Origin of the sequence: Imperialibacter sp. EC-SDR9, assembly GCF_902498805.1 — a bacterium.
Taxonomy (GTDB): domain Bacteria; phylum Bacteroidota; class Bacteroidia; order Cytophagales; family Cyclobacteriaceae; genus Imperialibacter.
This window is the reverse complement of record NZ_LR701577.1, coordinates 150,303-174,531: the sequence shown is the minus strand read 5'-3', so window position 1 is coordinate 174,531 and position 24,229 is coordinate 150,303. Positions and strand designations below refer to the sequence as shown.

Annotated in this window: 12 protein-coding genes; 5 read left to right on the top strand and 7 right to left on the bottom strand. The window is 47.9% G+C overall.

Going from position 1 to position 24,229, the window contains the following annotated elements:
* Positions 1 to 176 precede the first annotated feature (176 nt).
* A complete protein-coding gene (locus GC130_RS06380; protein ID WP_193217787.1) occupies positions 177 to 2,582 on the top strand; it encodes an FtsX-like permease family protein in 2,406 nt (801 codons plus the stop codon).
* 934 nt (positions 2,583 to 3,516) lie between these two features.
* Here the strand turns inward: GC130_RS06380 and GC130_RS06375 are convergent.
* A complete protein-coding gene (locus tag GC130_RS06375) occupies positions 3,517 to 3,921 on the bottom strand; it encodes a VOC family protein (protein WP_151997443.1) in 405 nt (134 codons plus the stop codon).
* A gap of 3 nt (positions 3,922 to 3,924) precedes the next feature.
* Positions 3,925 to 4,812, bottom strand: coding sequence for an SMP-30/gluconolactonase/LRE family protein (locus tag GC130_RS06370; protein WP_151997442.1), 888 nt, complete (start codon positions 4,810 to 4,812; stop codon positions 3,925 to 3,927).
* Between the two features lie 99 nt (positions 4,813 to 4,911).
* Between GC130_RS06370 and GC130_RS06365 the strand changes: the two genes are divergently transcribed.
* From GC130_RS06365 to GC130_RS06355, 3 genes are all read left to right on the top strand, one after another.
* Positions 4,912 to 5,466, top strand: a complete 555-nt coding sequence (locus tag GC130_RS06365) for a collagen-like protein (protein WP_151997441.1) — start codon at positions 4,912 to 4,914, stop codon at positions 5,464 to 5,466.
* A gap of 146 nt (positions 5,467 to 5,612) precedes the next feature.
* Positions 5,613 to 6,308 (top strand): hypothetical protein, encoded by a 696-nt coding sequence (locus GC130_RS06360; RefSeq protein WP_151997440.1) that lies wholly within the window; start codon positions 5,613 to 5,615, stop codon positions 6,306 to 6,308.
* A gap of 73 nt (positions 6,309 to 6,381) precedes the next feature.
* The gene (locus tag GC130_RS06355) at positions 6,382 to 6,945 is read left to right on the top strand and encodes a fibrobacter succinogenes major paralogous domain-containing protein (protein WP_151997439.1); all 564 of its coding nucleotides are present in this window, start codon (positions 6,382 to 6,384) and stop codon (positions 6,943 to 6,945) included.
* A 932-nt stretch (positions 6,946 to 7,877) separates the two neighbouring features.
* Here the strand turns inward: GC130_RS06355 and GC130_RS06350 are convergent.
* A complete protein-coding gene (locus GC130_RS06350; protein WP_151997438.1) occupies positions 7,878 to 8,417 on the bottom strand; it encodes a hypothetical protein in 540 nt (179 codons plus the stop codon).
* Positions 8,414 to 12,247 (bottom strand): Eco57I restriction-modification methylase domain-containing protein, encoded by a 3,834-nt coding sequence (locus GC130_RS06345; protein ID WP_151997437.1) that lies wholly within the window; start codon positions 12,245 to 12,247, stop codon positions 8,414 to 8,416. Before GC130_RS06345 ends, GC130_RS06350 begins: the two co-directional genes overlap by 4 nt.
* A 288-nt stretch (positions 12,248 to 12,535) precedes the next feature.
* Between GC130_RS06345 and GC130_RS06340 the strand changes: the two genes are divergently transcribed.
* Positions 12,536 to 12,994, top strand: coding sequence for an HU family DNA-binding protein (locus tag GC130_RS06340; RefSeq protein WP_151997436.1), 459 nt, complete (start codon positions 12,536 to 12,538; stop codon positions 12,992 to 12,994).
* Between the two features lie 148 nt (positions 12,995 to 13,142).
* Here GC130_RS06340 and GC130_RS06335 read toward each other — a convergent pair whose 3' ends face one another.
* From GC130_RS06335 to GC130_RS06325, 3 genes are all read right to left on the bottom strand, one after another.
* Positions 13,143 to 21,416: an Ig-like domain-containing protein gene (locus GC130_RS06335; protein ID WP_151997435.1), complete on the bottom strand. Its 8,274-nt coding sequence runs from the start codon at positions 21,414 to 21,416 to the stop codon at positions 13,143 to 13,145.
* A gap of 97 nt (positions 21,417 to 21,513) precedes the next feature.
* Positions 21,514 to 22,164 (bottom strand): response regulator transcription factor, encoded by a 651-nt coding sequence (locus GC130_RS06330; protein WP_151997434.1) that lies wholly within the window; start codon positions 22,162 to 22,164, stop codon positions 21,514 to 21,516.
* Positions 22,164 to 24,155: a tetratricopeptide repeat-containing sensor histidine kinase gene (locus tag GC130_RS06325; RefSeq protein ID WP_151997433.1), complete on the bottom strand. Its 1,992-nt coding sequence runs from the start codon at positions 24,153 to 24,155 to the stop codon at positions 22,164 to 22,166. Before GC130_RS06325 ends, GC130_RS06330 begins: the two co-directional genes overlap by 1 nt.
* Positions 24,156 to 24,229 lie beyond the last annotated feature (74 nt).

The window sequence follows — 24,229 nt, the reverse complement described above, 5'->3', positions numbered from 1 at the left end:
AAACCAATTTACGGCTTAATTGTCACATTGTACACCTTGCGGTCGTTGGTGTTCGCTGGCGGACGCTATGGTGTTGTCAGCTCCTTACAAAGGGCCTTTTAAGCTATATTTGGGCAGGATTTATTTGGTAAGCTATTTGCCAACACATGTGCCACAGGGCAACTAAACTCACCGATATGTTCAAAAGCTACCTTACCATCGCCTTTCGAAGTTTCTGGAAAAATAAGTTTTATTCACTGCTCAACATCTTTGGTCTCGCCTCCGGCGTGGCGAGTTGTTTGCTCATTTTCCTTTTTGTGTCTCATGAGCTTGGCTACGATCAGTTCTTCAAGGAGAAGGAACGCATATTTAGAGTGGTGACTTCCGCAGTCATGGGTGAAGAAAAAGGCAGGATCGCCGTTTCTGGTAGTATCCTGGGCCCAATAGCTAAAAGAGAGGTGCCTGGCGTGGAGCTGTTCTGCCGTTATGCTGATGTGGGCATTTTTAAGCCGACTATTGTAAAGGAAGGGGAAAGGGTATTTATGGAGAAGACATTTTCGTATGCCGACTCCTCATTTTTTAAGGTTTTCTCGTTCGGCCTTATAGAAGGAGATGCAGAGACAGCTTTAAAGGATCCTAGTTCGGTAGTGATCACATCCTCCATGGCCAGGAAGTATTTTCCTGGTGGCAGCCCAATGGGCAAGACGCTGAGAATCAACAACAATACCGACAAGAAAGTAACTGGCGTGGTGGCAGACCCGCCTGCGAACAGCCACTTGCAGTTCAACTTTGTCTGCGCATTTCACAGCATGGACGATGGAGAACAATGGTTTCCCATGAACTACATCACCTATTTGAAACTGGCTGAGGGAGTAAATGCTGGTGAAGTGGGAACGAAAATAAATGCTATTGTTGAAAGGGAACTGAAACCTCAGCTGGATGGATCAGGCATGTCCGTATCATTTGAAATGCAGCCTATTACAGACATATACATGGACAGTGATTTGCAGGCCGATATAGGTCAGAGAGGAAACATGTCGAATACGCTGGCTTTTGCACTGATTGGCGTTTTCATTTTGCTGGTGGCCTGCGTGAATTATATCAACCTGACGACGGCCCGCTCTGAAAAAAGAGCCCGTGAGGTAGGCATCAGAAAGGTAATGGGTGCGGTAAGAACGCACATTATCCTACAGTTTTACGGCGAAACCCTTATCATCACTTTCCTGGCAGTGCTTTTAGCCGTGGGCATCACTGAGTTCACGCTACCCGCTTTCAACGAGCTCATTGGACAGAAAATATCGATCAGCTATTTTGACAACCCCGGCTGGATAGCGCTGCTGGCAGCCGTTGTGTTTGCCATTACCCTGATCGCTGGTAGCTACCCGGCGCTGTATTTGTCGCAGTTCATTCCAGTGAAGGTGCTCAAGGGCACTTTCAACCCGGGCAAGGCTGGCGACATGTTTCGCAAAGCGCTGGTCATTTTCCAGTTCAGCATTTCTATTTTTCTGATTTTGGGCACTTTGGTCATCTACCAGCAGCTCAATTTCACCAACAGCAAAGACCTGGGCTACAATTCAGAACAGGTAATTGTTGTGCCCTTTGCCGATAGAAAGATGTTCAACAAGTTTGAGGCCTTCAGCAGCGAGCTAAAGCAGAATAGTGCCATTGGGGATGTGAGCAGAGGCTCGGCCATGATGGGCAATATTCTCGCCACCTGGTCGTCGTACAAAGACGGCATGGATCCCAACAAGGGCATTCGTACCCTTGGGTTTACCACCGACGATCAAATGGTAAATACCCTCGGTATCGAGCTGCTGGCAGGGGAGGGTTTCAATGCTACCTCCATGCAGCTGAACGATAGCACCGACGAACCGCTCAATAGCCATGTGGTGGTAAATGAAGCGTTGGTGCGCATGCTGGGCTGGAGAGCTGAGGAGGCCGTTGGACAAACACTCCATTATGGAGACGAAGCGAGCGGAAAGATAGTAGGGGTGATGAAAGATTTTCATTTCAACTCACTAAGGAGCCAAATAGATCCACTTTTCTTTTTCATCAGCCCGTGGCAGGACAGGTATGTGTACGTGAAAGTCAATAGCATCAACGACCCCGCCGGGGTGGACCATGTGCGTGACGTTTGGATGAACATCTTCGCCGACGCACCCTTCGAGTACAGCCTGCTTGATACGGAGCTACAGCGGCTTTATGACAGCGAGCAACGACAGGCCAGCGTGTTGGTGCTGTTTACCCTGCTCTCGGTGGTGATTGGGGTGTTAGGGCTGTTTGGGTTGACCAACTACATGATTGAAAAAAGAACCAAGGAAATAGGGATTAGAAAAACCCTTGGTGCCAATGTAATCGGTCTGGTAAGGCTGCTGTCGTGGGATTTCCTCAAGCTCGTGTTGATCGCCAACCTCATCGCCTGGCCCTTTGCCTGGTATTTTATGAATGGATGGCTGGAAAATTTTGCCTATCACATCAGCATGAGCTGGGTATATTTTGCTGTCACTGGCGTTGCGGTAGTGGTTGTGGCTTTCCTCACGGTGGCCTGGCACAGCATCAACACCGCCAGAATGAATCCAGTGAAGTCGCTGAGGTATGAATGAGGTAGGGGACGGAAGACCGGAGACCGAAGATGGGAGCAGGCGTCGGCAAGGCCAGGAACTCATTGCGGTGGAGCTGTCAGCCGCCGAATTGTTGCGTAGGGCTCCACCCAACGCATAGATATATCGCCCGGCTCAGGGGTGCCCGGCTCAGGGGTGCCCGGCTCAGGGGTGCCCGGCCCAGGGCTCGAAACTCCGCAAGCCCTGAAAGGGCGTGATAATCAGGAGGATGGCGGTGCAGCCCCATCCTGCAAGAAGGTTTGTGTCCCTAATTGGTAGGGCGTCGGAACGGCCAGCAGGTCTTGTGCGGTAGAGCCGTTAGCCGCTGGTTGGTGCGTCGGGCTTTACCCAACGCATGAATATACCGCCCTTTCAGGGCTCGAAACTCCGCAAGCCCTGAAAGGGCTTGATAATCAGGAGGATGGCGGTGCAGCCCCATCCTGCAAGAAGGTTTGTGTCCCTAATTGGTAGGGCGTCGGAACGGCCAGCAGGTCTTGTGCGGTAGAGCCGTTAGCCGCTGGTTGGTGCGTCGGGCTTTACCCAACGCATGAATATACCGCCCTTTCAGGGCTCGTACCTCTACAAGCCCTGAAAGGGCGTGATAATCAGGAGGATGGCGGTGCAGCCCCATCCTGCAAGAGTGGTTGTGCTCCCTGTTTGGCCAGGCGTCGGCACGGCCAGTGAGCCAAGGCGATGGAGCGGTCAGCCGCCGGTTGGTGCGTAGGCTTTACCCTTCGCATACATATTTCACTCCGTCCGGGCCCTTTCAGGGCTCGTACCTCTCCAAGCCCTGAAAGGGCGTAATACCTCGAGGATGTCGGTGAAGCCACATCCTGCAAGAAGGTTTGTACCCCCAGATTGGCCAGGCGTCGGCACGGCCAGCAGGCCATGTGCGACGGAGCCGTCAGACGCCCGAAAGGCGGAAACATCGGGGCCGTCAGCCGTCGGATTGGTTCGATCCAATCAAATCCCACAAATTACCATACAAGTCAGCAAAAACAGCCACAGTACCATATTCTTCCTGCGAAGGCTCACGAACAATTTTGATGCCCTGATCAAGCAGGTTTTGGTAGTCTCCTTTGAAGTCGTCGGTATGAAGGAAGAGAAACACCCTGCCGCCGGTTTGGTTACCCACCCTGGTTTGTTGTTCGTCGCTGGCGGCCTTTGCTAGCAACAGCAGGCAACCATCGGTTCCGCCAGGTGGTGCCACCAGCACCCACCTTTTGGTCTCGCTCAGGCGAGTGTCTTCCACAAGGGTGAAACAGAGCTTTTTAGTGTAAAACTCAATGGCCTCGTCGTAGTCCGCCACCACCAGGGCGATGTGTTTCAGCAGCTGTGCCATTGCCTAGTAGCCTTTGCCTGGAATGTCGTTCAAAAACTTCTCCATGCCTTTTCTGTCCTGTAGCGTAACAAACACTGTTTTGCCATCCTCACCGCCAAAGACCAGGTTACTACACTTTTTGCCCATCAGCGCCACCTCCCTTACAAGTTCCCCAGCGGGATTCAGTACCGCAATCACGCCTTTTCCATAACGTGCCACATAAAGGTTTCCCTCCTTGTCGCATTTCATACCGTCAAAACCGAAATCATCGAAGGAAGCAAATTCCCGCTTGTTGGTAATTTCTCCATTGGCATCCACGTCAAATGCCCAGATTTTCAGCTGCACGCTCTCATTCACATACAGCGTCTTTTCATCGGGACTCAGCGCAATCCCATTGGTGGTGCCCATGGCGCTGTCGAGCAAAACGGTGCTGCCATCGGGTTCAATTCTCCAGATCTGCCCGGTTTTGTCTCCCCAGTTGGGGTCGGAAGCGAAGAGCCTGCCCTGGCGGTCAATGCAGAGGTCGTTGGGCTGATTGAAAGCGTCGTTGTGAGCAAAGGTGGACACCGCTTTGGTGGCCATGTCAACCGCCAGCACATTGTGGCCGGTGTAGTCGGCCAGGTACATGGTGCCGTCTTTGCCAAATTTGATGCTGTTGGCGGTGCTGCCCTCCGGTAGGGTCAAAAAGAGCGATGCATTGCCTTCGCTATCCACCTTACCAATGGTGCCGTCTTCTCCAAAGTTGACTACGTACAGGTTGCCGTCAGCATCAAAGGCCGGCCCCTCAATGTTGTTGGTGAAAAGATTTTCGGCAGTGAAATCCGTGGCTTTGAACAGCTCGGACGATTTTTTTTCCGAGCAGGAAAAAAGAATGAAAAACAGGCTGTTTAGGTAGATTAGGGTCTTTTTCATGATCTGGTTTTGCCTCAAAGGTAAAAGGAAAGTCGTTCAAAAATATTTTTTGGAACAATCTTTGGCTTATTGCTGGCATGAACCAAAAAATCTAATGATATGAAAAAGCTCATTTACTCAGCCTTTGTTGCTATGCTCCTTATCGGTCAATCCTGCGTTGGCCCGGAGGGCCCTCCCGGCCCACAGGGGTTCGATGGTTATGATGGTGTCGACGGAAAAGATGGCGAGGAAGCCTATGTGTTTGAATTCGTCTTCGACTTTGAATCGCCCGATTATGGTGTCCTTCTTGAGTACCCCGATGGATTTACTGCATTGGACTCCGATGTGGTTTTGGTTTACCTGCTGTGGGATACACTCGATGATGGCACTGAAGTGTGGCGATTGCTGCCACAGTCTATGATCACCGACTTCGGCTTTCTACAGTACAACTTCGACTTCACCAAGTTCGACGCCAGGGTATTCCTCGATTCCGACTTCAACCTCGACAACCTGGGCTCACCATTTCTCGATAACTGGCTGGCCAGGGTAGTGGTGGTGCCTGGGCAGTTCACAGGCCGGATGGACTACAGCGACTACAATGCTGTAAAGGAAACATTTAACCTGCCAGACAAGGAAATACCCACTGGCTACGTTATATCAGAACGACCGGAATAAGCAGGTGTATGGATAATATGTTCCGGTATTAAAAAGACCCGGCCTTTGGCCGGGTTTTTCGTTTTTTCCCGTCAGCCAATAGCAATGTGCCCCAGGGTTGTTTTCCTCCCACAGGGTTGATAAATTTAAAGCGAGACTTTCGTTTTATGGCAAAAAAGAAAAAGAGCACATCGGACAAAATTGAATGGCTAAATCACGTCCTTGGATTTGCAGGAGTGGTTTTGGGTGTGCTGATAGCCTTTTGGCTTAACAACTGGGCGGGTAACAGGCGGGAGCAGCAAATAGCAGAGGTGGCTTTGAAAAATATTCGAAGTGAAGTAGCAAGAAATCAGTCTGCCATGGATACGCTAGTTCAAGTTAACGCACGTCAGCTCGGCTTTTTGGATGCTTACCTTCCATTGGTGGATGATGATATGACATTCTTAGGCTCCAGTAGTCAATTTGATTCCCTTCAGGCGCAATTCCCGGACTTACTGCTAGCGAGAGGCAGGCTTGATATAGAAATCGAATTGCTTGGCTTGCCTGAAGTGGCGTGGAAAACGAGTCTCAATTCTTCCATATTGTCATCAATCGATTTTAATCTATTGTACGCAATTAACGAATCTTATGATCTTCAGGAAAAGGTAGCCGGCATAGACAACCTGTTAATCAGTGACCTGAGAAATATTGGAAATGGCAGGAAGAATGATTTCCACAGCTTCCAGCGAACGTTGGGCACGTATATGCAATTGTCGGAGCAGTTGCTACTAGAGAAATACCCCACATGTCTGAAAGAAATTGATCTTTTTTTAGCCGACGGTAGTGTGGATACTGACGCATTGGTACTTGATACCATCAAATAGCTATTGTTTTTTGTTTGGCATACAGCTATTATAGCCTAACAAATTTTTTATCGACATACTAATTGCCCGAACCATGGAATTCAAATTGGTGAAAATCGGTAACCAGATATGGATGGCCGACAACCTGGACGTAGACACATATCGCAACGGTGACCCAATCCCCGAGGTAACCGACACTGACGAATGGGACCGCCTCACCACCGGCGCCTGGTGCTACTACAACAACGACCCCGAAAACGGCAAGCTGTATGGCAAGCTGTACAACTGGTATGCCCTGGTCGACCCCAGGGGACTGGCCCCGGAGGGCTTCCGAATCGCTGGAGACGACGACTGGAAACTGCTTCTGCAAACCGTGGGAGGACATCTAAATGCCGGCGCCATCCTCAAGTCAACTGAGCTGTGGAAGGCACCCAACGAAGGCGCTACCAACGAGGCTGGGTTCAACGCCAAGCCCGGCGGCCTGTGCGACGACGACTGCTCCTTTATGGACAGGGGCAGCATCGGCTACTGGTGGACACCCGCCGAAGAAGGCAAAAAGCTCGCCTGGAGCTACATCATGGAATACGACAACGCCCATGTGAACCGAAGCTACTACGAAAAGAAAGACGGCCTTTCTGTTCGTTGCGTGAAGGTGTAGTTGGTCTGTTTTATAGCCTTTCGAAGCCAAATAACCGGCGACTTGCATTAAAGAGGTTACTCTCTGCGCTTCCGCAGAAAGTAACCTCTTTAATTTTTCCAGGGTACACCTTTCTGGCTAACAATTGTCTGTATTGCTATTTACTCTTTCTTTTTTTGGGCGTGCCCCCCGCCAGCCACATTTCGGTTGAAAGTAACCTGCTCGATTGGCGGGGGTCGGGCTATTCGCTCCAAGTCCTCCCCGTCCCGATAATATCGGGAGCGGGTCCGGGCTTTCCGCTGCTATCCCTCACGCAAGAGCATGTGAGTCGGTTCACCAGCAAGGCTGCCGATCTACCACCGTCTCCATAACAGTCGTCACTTCGCAACGTAGCGGAGAAGTCCCCGTGACCTTGCAGTGTTTTCTAAAGGCTCGCTGCAATCACCTGGGGGATGTGTCGTTCCACGATGGCTTCTAATTGATAAAAGCTGGTGTATAGGTTTTGCCATCTGCGACAGTATGTGCAATTTTTGCACATACTGAGCTTTCTATACGCTCATTGCTTTTTCTTTTTGTGGGCGTGCCCCCCGCCAGCAATAGTTCGTTTGAAAGTAACCGAAACGGTTTGGCAGGTTCGGGCTATTCGCTGCTATCCCTCACGCAGAGGCGGCGATTGGGTTCACCACCAGGGCCACCAATCAGCCACCACTTCCATAACAGCCGTCACTTCGCAACGTAGTGGAGCCGACGAGGAACCCGACGCCGGAACGAAGTCCCCCCGATGTTTGCAGTGCATTTAAACAACTAGCTACCATTACCAGGGGGATGTCTCCCTCGTTCCTCGGAATCGACATGACGTTGGTGTGGGAGCGATCGACGTGCTTCAGCCAGACAGTAAAAACAAACATCGTTTGGCAGGTCCGGGCTTTCCGCTGCTATCCCTCACGCAATGTCTAAACAATCGCTCTCAGCAGCTCATCCACTTTGTTTTCAGAAAAATCAAAGAAGCTTGAGCCTGGCTTCTTTTGGTCTGTGCTGTCAATCATCTTTGAGCCTTGAATTCTTTTCCTGGATGGATTATTGACTCTTTGTTGGATGGCCTCAAATGAGTTGATGTACAAGCCAACAGGGGAAAAATCGTATCCCAATTCAACCAAGTAAAGATCATCGAAGGTTCTATTGCCCTCATCGTCAAATAATCGAAGCGGCGCAATGATCCTGGTTTTTGAGTGCGCAGAGACGGCTTTTACCTGGGCTCTTATTGTTTGTCCTGAGTTTGATGTGTAGCTAATGTCAAACGGACTCCCATGGCTGGCATATTCTGCGACAACATGGTTCGAATATTCGATATAGCATTTTACATAATACTCCGCTATAACACCAGTCTTCTGATCGCCACCAGGTAACGATTTGCAATTTTTATCTTGGAGGGCCTCAAATTTGCCGTATACTTCAGCGTATTTTTCGATCAAAGACTTGATTTCAGACTTCATTGTCCCTCGATGATTTTGATTTCGTCTTCAGTCAAATGATATAGTTCATATACCAAGTTATCAATTTCCTTTTCAATTTTTGTTGTATTGACGTCGCCACTTTTCCTCCTAATTTCCAGCAACTTTCTAACATTCTGCTCAATTTTTTCTTTTTGATTGTCAGAGGCTGAGGGAATGGGAATTTTTTCTACATAAACAATCTTAAGTCTGGCGAAGCCCCCCCTGACGAAATCGCATACGCTTCTTAGAAACAAATTCGATACTGAAGAATTCAATATTGCCAAGATTACAAGGTCAGAAGTAATAATCATTTGATTATTATCATTGCCGTAATACTTTAAGTTGTCAAGAGCAAAAGACGTAATGTTGCTACTGATGCCTGGCCACAAAATTTTTTCCTTATCAAACTCCTCATAATAGTCACAAGCTCTCAGCTCCCACCAAAATTGTCCCTGATCATAGCGGGCTTTGGCGGGCTTCTCGAACTGCTTCAAGTAGCCCATTATGGCAGGGTATTTTTGAAGTAGTAGTAATGCTGCTTGCTTCTCATCAACTTCGCCAAACCATTCTTTTGTATCTCCATTTTTCAGAAGAATCAAAAACTTGTCACTGCTTGGTTGTTCGTAACGCTTAACATCCCTACCTGCCAGAAAAGGTTTAATAATGTCAGCACTATTAGGGTCATCGTTGATCAATCTATCACGAGTTACCCCGTCGATCACAAACGCTTCGTTTAGACCAGTCTTGATCCCATAGAAAATTTTGCCATTTACAAATTCTCCAAGAGGGGTTCCATTTGCTCGGATTTTTGCTAAAAGTTTTTGTGTAATACTGTCGGTTAAAGTCCAGCCATTGTCGTCTAATTCTTCAGTCAACACAATCATTTTTTTAGCCTTAATAAACTCTGGCAAAGGTACATCCCATTCTAGGGTAATATGATTCAATGCTTCGAATTCACTTGTAGGTGTAGTTTTAGAAAGCTCTATAATACACGGGTATGTTGTAGCCTCTTCAAAAACTGGCAGGTCGCCAAAATCCATTAGTCGGTGGATGCGATGCATCTTTACAAAGTTTCTCAATTTCTTTCCATACCCTGCTCGCATCCACTTGTTTGGGATAATGTAAATGAACTCTCCGTTGTCCTTCAAGAGATCCATTGCCAATTCAACAAAGAATACAAAGAGATCGGCTGTGCCTGAAAACGTCCTGTACCGATTTGATAAATATGGCTTTACGGGGGAAAGCTCTTCCTGCCGAATATAGGGGGGATTCCCAATCACTACATCAAAGCCAACAAAGTCCCCTTCATTGCTTAGTACCTCAGGAAATTCAAACCGCCACTCAAAGGCATTTTCATAAATTTTATTACTTTGAGCATCTTCTTTGAGAGCGGCAAGCTTATTGATCTCATCTTCTATTGCCTTTATCCTCTTTTCTCTTTCTTTCCTTTTTTGCCCATCCTTGCCATACTCCTGTTCTGGTTCAAAAAGCATCATGCCAATACCATCTGTTCCTTTGCCAGTCAGCATGAAAAGATCATTCCCTAACTTATCTAGCCTCTTTTGTACTGGGTCACTTCTGCGTATTTCTGTCTTGAAGTTGCTCTTTATTTCGTCAATCAGCCTCTCCATTTCCCGCTTCTCTTCTTTACTCTTTGCCTCCCGGTAGGTCTGCACGGCCAGGCGATAACTATCTATACTCCACTTACTTTTCTTCAGGGCTTGCTTAATATCGGCATCCAGCGTAAAGCGACTAATGAGGGAGTTACCTGTTTTAATATTGATATCAATATTAGGTAGGGTTTCCAGCTCTTCAGTTCCAGGCCTGTAGTAGGCACTTTTGAGTAGCTCAATCCAAAGCCGCAAGCGGCATATCTTTACAGAGTTCGGGTTGATGTCGACCCCAAATAAGCAGTTTTCAATAATGGTCTGCTTTTCATGAAAAAGTGTTTCCTGAATGCGTTGGCTTTCCTTACTTCCTGGCACGTAATCAAAGAGCTCGCCGTCCTCATCTGTCACTATCAACTCATCATTCACCACCTCCAGTTGATATTCCTTTAGCCTACGGCCTTCCGTATCCTGTAGAATGTGTAAGTCGCTTTTAATGGCAATTAGCTCGTTGAGTGCAGACACCAGAAAGTGTCCGGAACCAACTGCAGGGTCACATATTTTTAAACTATTAACAATGTCATTGGCCTTAGTTCTGCCTTCCTGCGTGGGCTCAATTAGATCGTACAGCAAATTGAAGCTTTCCGAAATATCAGTGGATTCAGGAAGGCTATATCCTGCCTCTCTAAACTTTTGCACCACAGCCCTGCGGATCGTTTCCCGGCACATGTACATGGTGATAAAGCCGGGCGTAAAGAAGGATCCATCTTTGTAGCCATTGATCTTTTCAAAGATCAGCCCCAAAACGGAGGCATTGATGAGCGTTTTGTTGTCCTCCTGAATGTCCTCTGATCCTTCACTGCTAAAATCGTAGGCGTTGAGGAATTCAAAAAAATAGGTCAGCGCATCCAGTTCACCGGTCAGCTTTTTTCCAGCACTTGTTTTCAGCACGGTAGAAGACAGCACTGGCAAATTGCGCTCATTTCGCAAATTGCTGATGAAGATCGTCGTGTGCTCCATTTCCGTGGGCTCAAAGAGCGAGCTATTCAGATAGGGAACCTTAGCAAAAGCTTGCTTGATCTCCTCATCACGTTCTGATTCTTTTTTTGCCAGCACACTAAAGAAGAGACTATTGAGGTCGTCGTAGTCATGTATTCTGTCATGTGACAGGAAGGCATAGGATTTATCGCCTTTGTGGTAAGTAATGAGTTGAGCCTCCAGTAGCTTGAGAAAAAGAATGCGGTTGACCCAGGTAATAACCAATTCTAATCCCACAGTGAATAACCTTTCCTCCGTGGTATTGCCGTACTGACTTGGCTTTTCTAGTCGGGACAGTTTATCGAGGCTATCAAGCTGCACAATAGCGTTCTCCAGAAGGGAACCAACATTACGTTCTCCTGCTTTTTTGCGCTCAATAATCTTCTTACCTCCTTCTTTGGTTTCAGTCAGGCCAATAATATGCAGCAACTCAGAGTAAAAAGACTTGTCCAGGCTATTGCTGTCGTTGGCAAACGGGAGCTTCAAAAGATGCTCCGGAGCAAGCAGCTTATAAAGGGCTATTAGCTTGTTGTCGTCAGTCTTATCAGCGTTGCGCAGGGTCTTGTCATATTCCCTGATATCAAAGTAGGCGAACTCAAGGGTGTCTTTGATTGCTTCGATGGCAGGACTAGCGATTTCTTTATAAAAAAAATCGGTTTTTGTGCCACCCAGCCGACCTTCTTCAAAGTCTGTGAATTGCTTCACCAACGCCTTGTTCTGAGCAAAAGCTTTTTCGAAAGCTTGCCCATCGAAAATAAACCACTCGTTGATGTTGGTGGCTACTATGTGTTTGATTTCGAGGTTCTTTGAAGTAATACGCTCCCTCAGGTAATAGAGGACAAGCTCCTGCAATGCTTTGCCGTTAATATTTTCCTGCTTAAGCATTTCACCCTTATTGGAAGGCTTTTTTGCTTCGAGGATCACACCCACGGTGGACTTGCCATCTTTGCCATTGTGGATCACCATGTCATTCCGCCCCTTGGTATTGATGGAATGGGCAGGGTCGTAATACGTTTTCTTTAAAAAGTCGCTTACCAGGTTTTTGTGGAATTCCTCAGATTCTCCCTCATTGATTTGATCCAACACGCCAATGAGGTTAGTCTTAAACTTCTCAATTTCGGCCCTGCTGGGCTTTACTTTTAGGTAGGCTTTGTTGAGTGCTTTTCGGGGCTGAATGGAGGGCATGGCAAAAAATGATTTTCTTAGCTGATAAATATACAATCAATAATGCTCTGAGCAACCGCTTAGGTGAAAGGAGCTGAGGAGGGCCTCAAAAATTCCCTCGCTCGTTGGCAAACGAAACAACTTTACGCACTATCAAAACCCCAAAAAATCAAACAGCTCCTTCGAGTCATTGGTCAGTAGCACTTTTTGCTTCTCCGCCAGCCCAAGCTCCGCTATCCATCTCGCCCAATAGCCACCACAGGTGCAGGGCAACTGCGGAGGTGCCATTGAGCAAGGGCGGCGCCGGGGTTGCGCAATGTCGGGGGGGATAAAATAATCCGCAGAGCCGAGCCGGGTGGCCGGACCCCCGGAGTGGCTGGCGGCGGGCAGGTCAAATTCTACGCCGGTATCTACAGAGAGCGTGAGGCAACGTTACGAGAGCTCGTAAAGGAGATCTCTTCCCGAAGCACCGTAACCACGGCAGATGCCATGGCAGTGATCGAGAACTTTCTCGAACTCGTTCCTAAGTTTCTTCGCAACGGCCGCACTGTTAACCTGGGCCAGCTGGGTCGCTTTTCGATCAACATCAGCAGCAAGGGCTACGAAACGCCAGAGGAAGTAGGCAACTTCAGCATCAGAAAAAGCAAGGTGTTGTTTACACCCAGCAACGAGATGCGAGACGAGCTGAAAACGATCAAATACAGCAGAGTGGCGCTGGGAGCCAAAGGCTCGTCCATCGATTGGGAAACTGACCAGGAGGCTGCATGATACGTCGCCTTCGGACTCAGTTCCTAACCTGATATCCCGCACTCAGCTGCGGGATTTTTTTGTCCTCACATTTTTTTGAGTGGCGCACATCTGGCGACGGTACCCCCCAAAAAACAAAACCGCCACCCATGGGGCGGCGGTTTTTACTTTACTTGATCACAAGCTTATGCACGGCTGCCCCGTGGCTGGTGATTAGCCTGAGAATGTAGACTCCGGCTGGCTGACTGCTGATATCGACAGTCAGCTGTGCCGTAGTCATCGAATGCTGCCACACGGCTGAGCCGTTGTTGTTGTGGATGATAATTTCTTTTACATCTGCCAGCGAACCATCCCAAGCTATGGTGAACTGTCCCTGCGATGGGTTAGGGTAAGTTTTGATCATCGAGCGGAGAACTTCGGCTGAAACGCCCGTGGTAGCGGTGGGCATGGCAATGATCACAATGCCTTCGTCTGTTACCTCAGAGGCTACCTCAAAGCTTAGCTGCCCGGTGCTGATGGTTATTTCAGGCGATTCCAGGCTTACATTCCCTTCGTAGTCGATCAGGAGTTTGTAAGCGCCGAGTGGCAGGTTGCTGAACCCAAAACTTCCGTCGCTGGCGGTTACGGTGCTGGCGATCAGCTCACCCCCGGGGCTGCTTACAAGCAAGATTGTGACACCTGAAAGAGGCGTGCCCTCCATGGTTCTTCCGTCTGTCACCAGATGGCGGCTTCCATCGCCCGAAAGCAATAGCTTTCCTGCAATAGAGCCAGGCCCGCCTGGCACCGACGGCTTTTCGATCATGTCAACAACTATTCCTTCAATGCTTTCCGCTGACAGCGTGAGCAAGGTAGCATTGGCAAGGGTGGTGGCTTTCTCAAAATAAGTAGTGAGCACGGCAGTGGAAGCAGATGCAATGCTCAAAGCATATTGGCCCGCTGGCACATCATCAAATGTAAATGCGCCATTGGCAGACAATGCCGACACGAGCGCCGTCGCAAAGCTACCGTCGTTGTTTTTCGGGTGAAGCTTTGCTTCGCCCTGGGTGAAGGCGGAGTTGCCCAGGGAAGCCACGCCCGAGATACTCAACGCTTTTACAACTGGTGCCGTCACTTCAAATGTTTCGGTGGCTTCAGCAGAAAGGTAATTGTCGTTACCAGCCTGGATGACGGTAATGGTGACTGTGCCTTCGGCACCGGTTAATGTAAGTGTGGTGCCTGAGAGAGTAGCTGGCCCCACTACACTGTAACCAAGGGCAAGTCCACTGATTGTAGAGGCGATTACAACAAATGGCCCATCTGTTGTGAGTTTGTCGCCAATGCGTTCAATGGTGACGATTTGTCCTTTTTTAGCTATCACAAAGCTTCGTTCCACAGGAGTGGCGGGCTTAAATGCTTCGTTTCCTGCCTGAGTGGCCCGAATGGTAGCGGATCCCGCACCGGTGATAGAAATGGTATTTCCAGCAAGTGTAACCGGGCCGCTTACCACCTCAAAGCTGACGGCAAGTTCGGAGGTTGCCGTTGCTTCCAGGGCAAAGGCTGCATCACCAAAGGTTTTGTCTGCTATGGCTGCAAAAGTGATGGTTTGCTCTTGTTTTTCGGCTACCTCTGGTGCGGTCACTTCAAAAGTTGTAGCAGCGTCAGCAGCGAGATAGTTCTCGTTGCCCCCCTGGCTGACTGTAATAGTCACAGTGCCCTCTTCACCTGTCAGTGTCACAGTTGCACCCGACAGCGTGGCCGGGCCATCGATGCTGTATGATAATGCCAGGTCGCTGTCTACAGAGGCAACGACATCAAAAGCAGGGTCGGTGGTGAGCCTGTCGGCCAGCTCACCAATTGTTATGACCTGGGCCTTTTTCGCAATGGTGAAAGACCTTTCGACAGGAGTGGCCGCATTGAAATTTTCGTTGCCGGTCTGTGTTGCCCGGATGGTGGCTGTTCCTGCACCAGTGATGGTTACTTGGTTGCTATTCAGGGTCACAGACCCGCTCACTACCCCCAGGCTGACGGACAGGGAAGAAGAGGCCGTTGGTGACAAAGTGAAGGCAGCGTCGCCAAAAGACTTATCGGCGATGGCATCAAAAGTGATGGTTTGGCTGCCTTTTACTACTGTCAGCACTTGCTGCTTTTCGGGGGCTGGATTGTAGGTGTCATTCCCATTTTGCGTGACCGCAATGGTAGTTTCACCTACTCCAATTAAGGTAACCGTGCTACCGCTTATCATCGCCACTGCCGTGTTACTGCTGCTATAGCTCACCGCCAGTCCTGAGCTGGCGCTTGCCTCAAGCTGGAATGTGCCGCTGCCGAAGGCCCTTTCTGCGAGGGTGTTAAACGTTATCGACTGATTCGTTTTCGTAGCATCAGTCACAAACAGAGTCCTCTCAACTGGCAGAGCGGCATTGTAATTATTGTTGCCCGCCTGCGAAGCGGTGATGGTGGTGGTGCCTGTTCCAACGACAGTCACGGTGTTTCCGCTTACGGTAGCCACAGAGGGATTGGAACTCGAGTAGCTCACATCCAAAGACGAACTTGTTGTCGCCTCCAGTGTGAAGTTGCCTTGCTGTAGAGTTCTTGCAGGCAATTCATTGAAGGTGATGGTTTGGTTGGCTTTTTCTGTTGTAAAACTCCATGTAGCGCTTCCTGTCCAGCCACCAAACCAATTGTTGGCAAGGTCGGCAATAACGCCGTCAGCCAAAGTAACATAATACGTAAGCCCGGGTAACCAACCATCATAGTTCATCACCAGAGTATTTCCAGAAATTGTAAAGGCTGATTCATTCTCCAGATCGACAGTTGTGTTCGTCAAAGATTCGCCCTCCGGAGTCCACCAAATAATGGCCTGCTTGGTGGAACCACTGGCAGCTATTTTTATTTCCTCATTGAAAGTGATAGATATAGAAGTAGTAGCCAGGGACACTTCTGTAGCATTATTGGCAGGACTGAAAGAGACCACACCTGGCGGTGTTTCATCAGGCCCTTCTCCCGTAGTAAATGTCCAGAAATCATTGGACCATCCCCCCATATAGTCAGCACTTAGTGAGAATGGATATTGATCATTCTGAAATACATTTTCAATATAGTACGTCGTTTCGGGTTCAAGAGAAAAGCCTGTAAAGGTGTACTGCAGATTGTTTACTTTTGAAAAGTCGGGCGATTCAGATTCCCATTCCTTAATAATTTCATTTGAACCAGCCTTTCTCAACCGAAGGGGTGCGCCGCTTCCAAAGAAGGCTTCCTCATTAAAGAATAGCTGTATCTCCGACAATTCGGAGTCTACATCCACAGCTCCCCGGGAAGGTGAAAAAGAGGCGAACCTGGATTCATAATTGGCTACACTTTCAGTTGTGAAACGCCACGTCGTATTGTCTTGAATTCCTTCAAAGAAAGAACCGGTAATAGTGTTATAAATCACATCGTCGTCGATCGTGATGTAATAGGTAGTAGAAGGTTCTAGTTCGGTAGCAAAATAGAGGCTGGTGCCGAAGGGGCCAGTGTTTAAGAAGTCCCGTACTTCAGCTCCTGTATACTCTGCTACTACTTGGTCATTTGATAGCTTCTTAATCCGTATACCTCCAGTCGTGTTTTTGTAAACGGAGAAGGATTCATTTCCTGCCAAATCGGGGCTCATGGTAAAAGAATAAGTACCTGCTGACCAGTAAACTCCAGTTGCATCATTGGCAGGGTATTCAATCACGTTAAGGGTCAATGGTGGGGCGCCGGGGTCAAATTGTGTTGAAGTGGAAATCAACCATGTGTCGCTGTCTTTCGTGTTTATTGCGGCATTGCCACTTCCAGGATCATTCCATACGGTATTCGCTGGTAAAACCATATGCACGCCAGTAGCCAGGTAAGGAAACGCAGCATTATTTATGATCAATTTGTTTCCTGATATGATAGACGTGGAGCCGGCAGCACCTATAGAAAATGATTTCGAGTAGGTGTTTTTATCATCGGAGCTAAGACTAAAAACCCTCAAAAAAGGCATACGAATAGGTTCGTTGAAGTGAGCCGTCACCTTTCCATCAAGTGGATATTCTTCTGTTAAATGCTCAGGCTCAAAAAACACGATATAAGGAGCCTCATTCTCACTACCAGCCGGCTTGGTGGTATGAAACTGCCAGGTGCCCTGCGCTGATATCCCCGTAAATAAATTACCTCCAATATCCTGAATGGCATTGGCATCCAAAAGCACATAGTAAATCGTTTCGTAAGCAAAGTCCGTAGTTGGATTAACCGTTAGTGTGTTACCACTTATATTCACCTGGGCGCTGCCCATCGTATACTCGGCAAAAAGGCTATTGTCTGATTTTTTGTAAATCTGCACCTGAGCACTGCTATTGTTGATGGCGATGGCTTTGTCAAAAGTGATCACAAGGTTGGCATCTATAGCTACTTGAACACCCAGGTTTGATGGACTTAACACTTCAACCTGCGGGGCGGTAATGTCCTGCTCTGTGGTAAAGATCCAGTGAGTGGTTGCCCAGGGAACTATTCTTACGGTTGTCCAAATGTCTTCGGGCTCGTTGTAGGCAAAATCGTACTCCATCCACCCAGGCTCATACCCACCAGCATTATTAAATTGGTTGTCAACATAATAGGTAGTACCTGCTTCAAGCGTGGCGCTGAGCGGCAGTTCGGCAAAGTATAGGCCTGCTTGTGCATCATACCCGTATGTTACGTCTGCATATACATCCCATTGTTTTACCAGCGAGTTGTCAGACGCCTTTCTTAGGCGATAATATCCATAACTATCATACACTTCATTGCTGAAGTACATCTTGATACTTCCCAATGCTGTGCTCACTGAGGTTGCGCCTCTTGCAGGTAAATAGCTGCTGATAACCGAGTTTACGCTGCCAGTAGTAAATCGCCAGCTTGTGTTATTTGCAATACCACTGTAGTAACTAATCCCTCCTGATTTTCTGAAAACATCATTGCCTATGTTGAAATAGTAGGTAGTTGCCGGTTCTAAAACCGCCTCTCCCATATCAAAAGTCACATTCTGATAGCCAGAACCCATGTTCATAGCAGTATTCTCGAGCACAACTGTACCGTCAAGTTTTTTCAGTTGCACTGTCCCCACTGCCGATTCATTAACATAGGTAAAGTCGTCGAACACAATGTTGAATCTGGTTACACCAACGGGGACATCAGTGGCATTGTTGACCGGGTAAAAAGCAGTGGCCACCGGCGCTGAAGCAGGCACTGCTGTGAAATTCCATGTGGTTGCATTGGAAATACCTGCAAAAGAATTACCAGCTACATCAATAAAAGCTCCAGCCTCAATATTGACGTAATACTCACCCAGGTTGGCCAGGTTGCTGGTCGGGTTGACTGTGACAGTGTTGCCGGAAATGGTCACATTGGCTGATGGCAATGTATATGACTCAAAAATGGCACCGGGTACTTCACCGCCAGCGTATTTGATACTCACGACTTTGGAGGTAACTGCTGTAACGTTTTCTGAGAAAGTAGCTACTAAATTGGAAGCAACAGCTACGCCTGTGGCACCATCTGCGGGTGAAAGGCTGGTGATGGTAGGAGGGGTTATGTCTGCTGCGGGTGTTGTTGTGAAAGTCCAGAAGTTGGTGGCCCAGGGAACTATTCTCGCTGTTGTCCAGATATCTTCAGGCTCATTGTAGGCAAAATCGTACTCCATCCATCCTGGCTCATACCCACCAGCGTTATTAAATTGGTTGTCAACGTAATAGGAAGTGCCTGCCTCAAGGGCGGCGCTGAGCGGCAGCTCGGCAAAGTATAGGCCAGCTTGTGCATCATAGCCGTAGGTGACGTCTGCATATACATCCCATTGTTTTACCAGCGAGTTGTCAGACGCCTTTCTTAGGCGATAATATCCATAGCTATCATACACTTCATTGCTGAAGTACATCTTGATGCTTCCCAGTGAAGTGCTCACTGAGGTAGCGCCTCGTGCCGGTAAGTAGCTGCTGATAACGGAGTTTACGCTGCCTGTGGTAAATCGCCAGTCCGTATTATTTGATATCCCGGCATAATAACTGACACCTCCGGGTTTACGGAAAATATCATTGCCTATATTGAAATAATAGGTGGTTGCCGGCTCTAAAATAGCCTCGCCCATATAAAAAGGCACATTCTGACAGCAAGTAGAGATGTTCGGGGCAGTTGTCTCGAACACAACTGTGCCGTCAAGTTTTTTCAATTGCACCGTCCCCAGAGCCGATTGATTGACTTGGGCAAAGTCGTCGAAAACGAGTGTGAAGCTATTTACACCAACTGGGATATTCGTAGCATTGTTGACAGGATAAAATGCGGTAGCCACTGGCGCCGAAGCCGGCACTGCAGTGAAATTCCATGTGGTTGCATTGGAAATGCCTGCAAAAGGATTACCAGCGGCATCGACAAAAGCACCGGATTCAATATTGACATAGTATTCAGCCAGGTTAACGAGGTTACTGGTCGGGTTGATGGTGACAGAGTTCCCGGAAATGGTCACATTGGCTGATGGCAATGTATATGACTCAAAAATGGCATCGGGTACTTCACCGCCAGCGTATTTGATACTCACGACTTTGGAGGTAACTGCTGTTACTGTTTCAGAAAAAGTAGCTACAAGATTGGCCCCAATTGTCACGTTGGTGGAGTTGTCCGAAGGAGAGTAAGATAAAATTGAGGGTGGGGTCACGTCGGCGGCTGCCGTTACGGTAAGCAGCTGATTTACGTTGGAGGCTGGGCTGTAAGTTCCGTTGCCGGGCTGAGAGGCCGTGATGGTGGTGGTGCCAGGGGCAACCAGCGTTACTGTGTTGCCACTTACAGTAGCCACACCAGTGTTGGAACTGGTGTAACTCACCTGAAGCCCTGAAGAGGCCGTGGCAGTAAGTGCAAATGGTGCGTCGCCCATGGCCTTGGATAGCAGCGGATTGAAGGTTATGGTTTGGGCAATGAGTGCACTCTGGCTCCATTTAAGGACGAAGGCATCGGAGCCAGTTGAAGTCTTGTTGTCGGCTCCCGCCCCCGGATCGAAATCTACTGTGCCGTTGGTGAAAAAACCTGTGCAGTAGATATTATTTGATCCATCCAAAAAAATGCCATTCACCTGGTCCCAGCCGTTGACGAAGGGAGCATAGATAGACTTGGCCCATTGGTAGTCTCCCGAGGCATTTAGTTTGACGATAAAACCATCATATCCATTGGTTCCAGTTGGCAAGGCCACCACTGCCGGCCCCGGATCAAAATCGTTGACAGTAGTGCCCCAAAACACCCCGGTAACGTATACGTTTCCCACAGCGTCACTAGTAACAGCATAGCCGTAGTCAGACAGAGTCGATCCAAAATTTTTGGCCCACTGAAATTCCCCCAATGAATTCAGTTTAAAGACATAGGCATCCTCGTTGCCTACGGGAGTCAAATTCGTTTCACCGACCCCTGGGTCAAAGTCCTTTGCCCCCGCAAAATAGCCCGTGACAAGTAGATTTCCACTGCCATCAATATGCATGGCCGTCGTGTTTTGTACAGATGGTGAATGCACGGCCCACACATATGAAAGAGAGGAGTTGTATTTTGCAATGAAATACGCTCCATTTGCTGCGTCAAGTTCTGATACTCCAGCGTCAGGATCAAAGTCTACATTTGTTCCGTTTACGCCAGAATTGAGGTTTCCAAAAATGCCTGTCAAGATGATGTTATTTGAGGCATCCATTTCCATTGCACTGGAATTCACAATTCCGTAATTAGTAACCCCCAGCCTTTTCCCTATTACATAGTTTCCAGATGCGTTCAGCTTTACCAAAAAGGTGTGGGTAACATTTGAAAGACCAGTGTTAACATTTACCGTTCCTGCGCCAGGATCCAAATCAACTATATTGACGAAAGAGCCACCAGTATAAACGTTGCCTGAAGCATCCACAGCCAGACCTATTGGTGTCACGCCTAGATTTGAACCCCAACGTTTTGCCCAGGCATAGTTGCCTGACGCATCTAGTTTTAAGACATACAAATCTGTAGAACTGGTGGCGGTCATATTGCTCGTTCCCGCTCCTGGATCAAAATCCACGATTCCCCCAAAAGTACCTGACACATAAACGTTTGAGGAGGCATCGACTACTATTGACAATCCCTTGTCACTACTTGTTCCTCCGACCTTCTTAGCCCAAACTAGTCCACCGCTGCTATTTAGCTTGGTGATAAATACGTCTTCACTTCCAGACGAAGTGAGCGTGCTTTCACCAGCGCCGGGATCAAAGTCGGCCGTGCCTAGAAACAACCCGGTCGTATAAACGTTTCCTGAAGCATCCACCGCGACGGAATTGCTTTGAACAGTCGAAGCTCCAGAAAACACGCTTACCCATTGGTGGTTTTGAGCCTGGGCTTCAAGTGCCAAGAAAACACTTGATGAGATTAAAAAAATAGCGAAAAGCCTAAAAGTGCCAGATAGGCTTTTAAAAATGGCAGCGAGTAAAGTAATCATGACTAATGGTTCATTTGGTTTATACACCAAAAGTCACTCTAAGCCTGATTTTTTAGTATGGGGGGAATCCCGCAAAAATCGAGAGAAAAACCCCTACTTATAATTCTATGATATTGTTTTTGATCGCATACTTCACCAGATCGGCGTTGGAAGAAAAGCCCAGCTTGTCGAAAATAGCTTTTTTATGGTGCTCAATGGTCTTCTTGCTGATGTGTAGATGGTCTTCAATTTCCTTGAAACTCATGCCATTGGCAAAGCAGCGGAGCACTTCCAGTTCTCTCTCTGTTACAGTGCTTGCATCAGTTTGGAGGTGCAGCTGTGAGATATATTGCTGGAAAATAGATTGCGCCAATTCGCTGGGAAAGTAGAACTGTCCGCCAGCTACATGTCGGATAGCTTCCAGCACTTCCGTCTTTGGGGCGCTTTTCGGCACAAAGCCTTTACCGCCCGCTTTCAGGCTCTGCTCTATATAGGCTTGTCCCTCGTTGCCTGAAAGAAAAATGATTTTCAGCTTCGGGTATTCTTTTAGCAGCTGCTTGCTGAGGTCAATGCCCGACTGCTGAGGCAAGCTGATGTCCATCATCACCACATCCACCTGGTGGGCTGACAGCAGGTGACGCAGTTCCATGGGCGTGGCCGCCGTAGCTACGATCTCCAGGTCGGTTTGCATCTGAAGGAACAAAGACAGACCATCTCTGAACAACTCATGGTCGTCGATCATTATCAGCCTGACCTTACCAGTGCTCATCAGGCTGCTTTTTTAAGTTGTTTGCCAGCCATACGGATCGTGAACGTTGTGCCCTTTCCCAGCTCGCTGGTCAGCGCCAGGGTACCCCCTAGTTTTTCTATCATTTCTTTCACTAAAACAAGCCCCAGCCCTGTTCCCTTTTCTTTGGAGCTGCCAATCGATTTTTTGTCCGATTCCAGTGTGAAAAGTTTGTGGAAATCGTCACTTGCTATCCCAATTCCTGAGTCTTCCACTTCTATGATCACATTATTGTCAATAACATTGGCCCGCAGCCAGATGCTTCCCTCTGCCGGTGTGAACTTGATAGCGTTAGAAATAAGGTTACGCAAAACGGTTTGCAGGTACTCTTTGTCAGTCTCCAGGTGAATCGGCGCTTCAATTTCAATGTAAATGTTTTGCCGCTTCACCTCAAGGTTGAGATGAAAGAAACTCCTCAATTTTTCAGCCATGTCCCGCAGCTCAAATACTTCCGTTTTTAAGCTTCTTTCGGAAATTTGGTGCAACGACCATTCGAGCAGGTTTTTCATTTGATCCTCCAACGATTTGGCAGCGGTTTCCAGCTTTGTAAGATACCTTTTTATGTCATCGGGGCTAATCTGCTCATAGTATTGATTTAGGGTGCTGGTGACAGTGTGAAACGACGACAGCGGGCTTTTCAAGTCGTGGGAAACAATAGCAAACAGACGGTCTTTGACCTGATTCAGGCTTTGCAACTCCTTATTTTTAGCGTCCAGCATCCCGGCTGTCTTTTGTTTTAGCCGGTAGCGGCTGTAGAGGATTGCAGCAGCCAGCAAGAGCAGGATAACTATGGCAATGAGGAACAACCTGAACAGGTTCGAGCGCTCTGCTTCAAGATCTTTGATGGTGTGGGCCTGCTCCAGTTTCAGAATTTTTTGCTCCTTGATCTCTCCCTGGTATTTTTTCTCAAGATCCAGCACCAGATTCTTTCTTTCTAACTCGTCGAAATGCACTTTGGAATCCATATACTTCCTCATATGGACGTATGCGGCACCCATGTTTCCTTTCACAGAATCGGCAATAGCCTGCGAAAGATATACGCCTGTAACCGCCCTGTAATCGCCATGATTGGGCACAAGCAAAAAAACGGAGTCGAGGTACTGGTAAGCAAGGGCCGCTTTTTTCTGTTGAAGGTAGATCTCTGCTAAATTTTTGCACACATTGATCAACTCAAAACCTCTCTGCAGTTCTTTTTCCAGCCGAAGCGCCCTTAGGGCATAGAATTCAGCCTTTTTGAGGTCAAGCAGTCGCAGGTAGCTTATTGACAGATTGTTGTAGCAGGTGGCCAGGTTTCTGTTGTCTGGCAAACTATCAAGGTGCTGAAGGTTTTTTAATTCATACATCAAAGCAGAATCAAGCTCGTTTCTGTCTCTGTAAATATTACTGATATTAGTAAGAGTTGTGGACAGGCTGGTGAACTGCCTGTATTGTATTTTCGCATCTAGCGATTTTTTGTAGTAGTAGAGTGCTTCCTCAGTTGACCCAAGGTCAGTAAGCACCAGCCCCAGGTTGTTATAGGTTGACGTAATGCCAGGGTCTTGATGCCTCTCCCGGATTTCCAGTGCTTTTTTATGAAACTCAAAGGCTTTTTCATACTGGCTCAGGAAATAGTGAGCAACTCCCATGTTGTTGTAGTTTTTTGAAAGGTTCTCGTCGTCCTGTAGCCTGCTGAATATCTCTGATGACCTGGTAAAGTATTGAATGGCAGTGTCATAATTCGATTTGAAATAGTAGGCATTGCCCATGTAGTTATAGGCCTTTCCTTTGATGCTGTCGTTGCTGGCGGCAAAATAGTGGGGTAAAAGCATAATTGCCGAGTCGGGCTGGGACCGGAGCATGCTGAATATTTTTTCAAGCGGGTAAAGGGGTATGTCCTGATCCGCTTTCGGGCTTTGCGAAAAACTGCTGTGAAACACAAAAAGCAGCAACACACAGGCTCCCCGGTTATATCGACTGATAAAGTTGGTATACATGTGAGTTGATGGTCTATTGATGCTCTAAAATATCCAAAATAAACAATCGATCAATACACTGTCTCCATTAAATC

Bases quoted from the DNA above. Each gene is read 5' to 3' on its own strand.
- GC130_RS06380 (WP_193217787.1), top strand. From the start codon at position 177: ATGTTCAAAAGCTACCTTACCATCGCCTTTCGAAGTTTCTGGAAAAAT.
- GC130_RS06370 (WP_151997442.1), bottom strand. From the start codon at position 4,812: ATGAAAAAGACCCTAATCTACCTAAACAGCCTGTTTTTCATTCTTTTT.
- GC130_RS06345 (WP_151997437.1), bottom strand. From the start codon at position 12,247: ATGCCCTCCATTCAGCCCCGAAAAGCACTCAACAAAGCCTACCTAAAA.
- GC130_RS06325 (WP_151997433.1), bottom strand. From the start codon at position 24,155: ATGTATACCAACTTTATCAGTCGATATAACCGGGGAGCCTGTGTGTTG.
- GC130_RS06335 (WP_151997435.1), bottom strand. From the start codon at position 21,416: ATGATTACTTTACTCGCTGCCATTTTTAAAAGCCTATCTGGCACTTTT.
- GC130_RS06355 (WP_151997439.1), top strand. From the start codon at position 6,382: ATGGAATTCAAATTGGTGAAAATCGGTAACCAGATATGGATGGCCGAC.
- GC130_RS06350 (WP_151997438.1), bottom strand. From the start codon at position 8,417: ATGAAGTCTGAAATCAAGTCTTTGATCGAAAAATACGCTGAAGTATAC.
- GC130_RS06360 (WP_151997440.1), top strand. From the start codon at position 5,613: ATGGCAAAAAAGAAAAAGAGCACATCGGACAAAATTGAATGGCTAAAT.
- GC130_RS06330 (WP_151997434.1), bottom strand. From the start codon at position 22,164: ATGAGCACTGGTAAGGTCAGGCTGATAATGATCGACGACCATGAGTTG.
- GC130_RS06365 (WP_151997441.1), top strand. From the start codon at position 4,912: ATGAAAAAGCTCATTTACTCAGCCTTTGTTGCTATGCTCCTTATCGGT.
- GC130_RS06375 (WP_151997443.1), bottom strand. From the start codon at position 3,921: ATGGCACAGCTGCTGAAACACATCGCCCTGGTGGTGGCGGACTACGAC.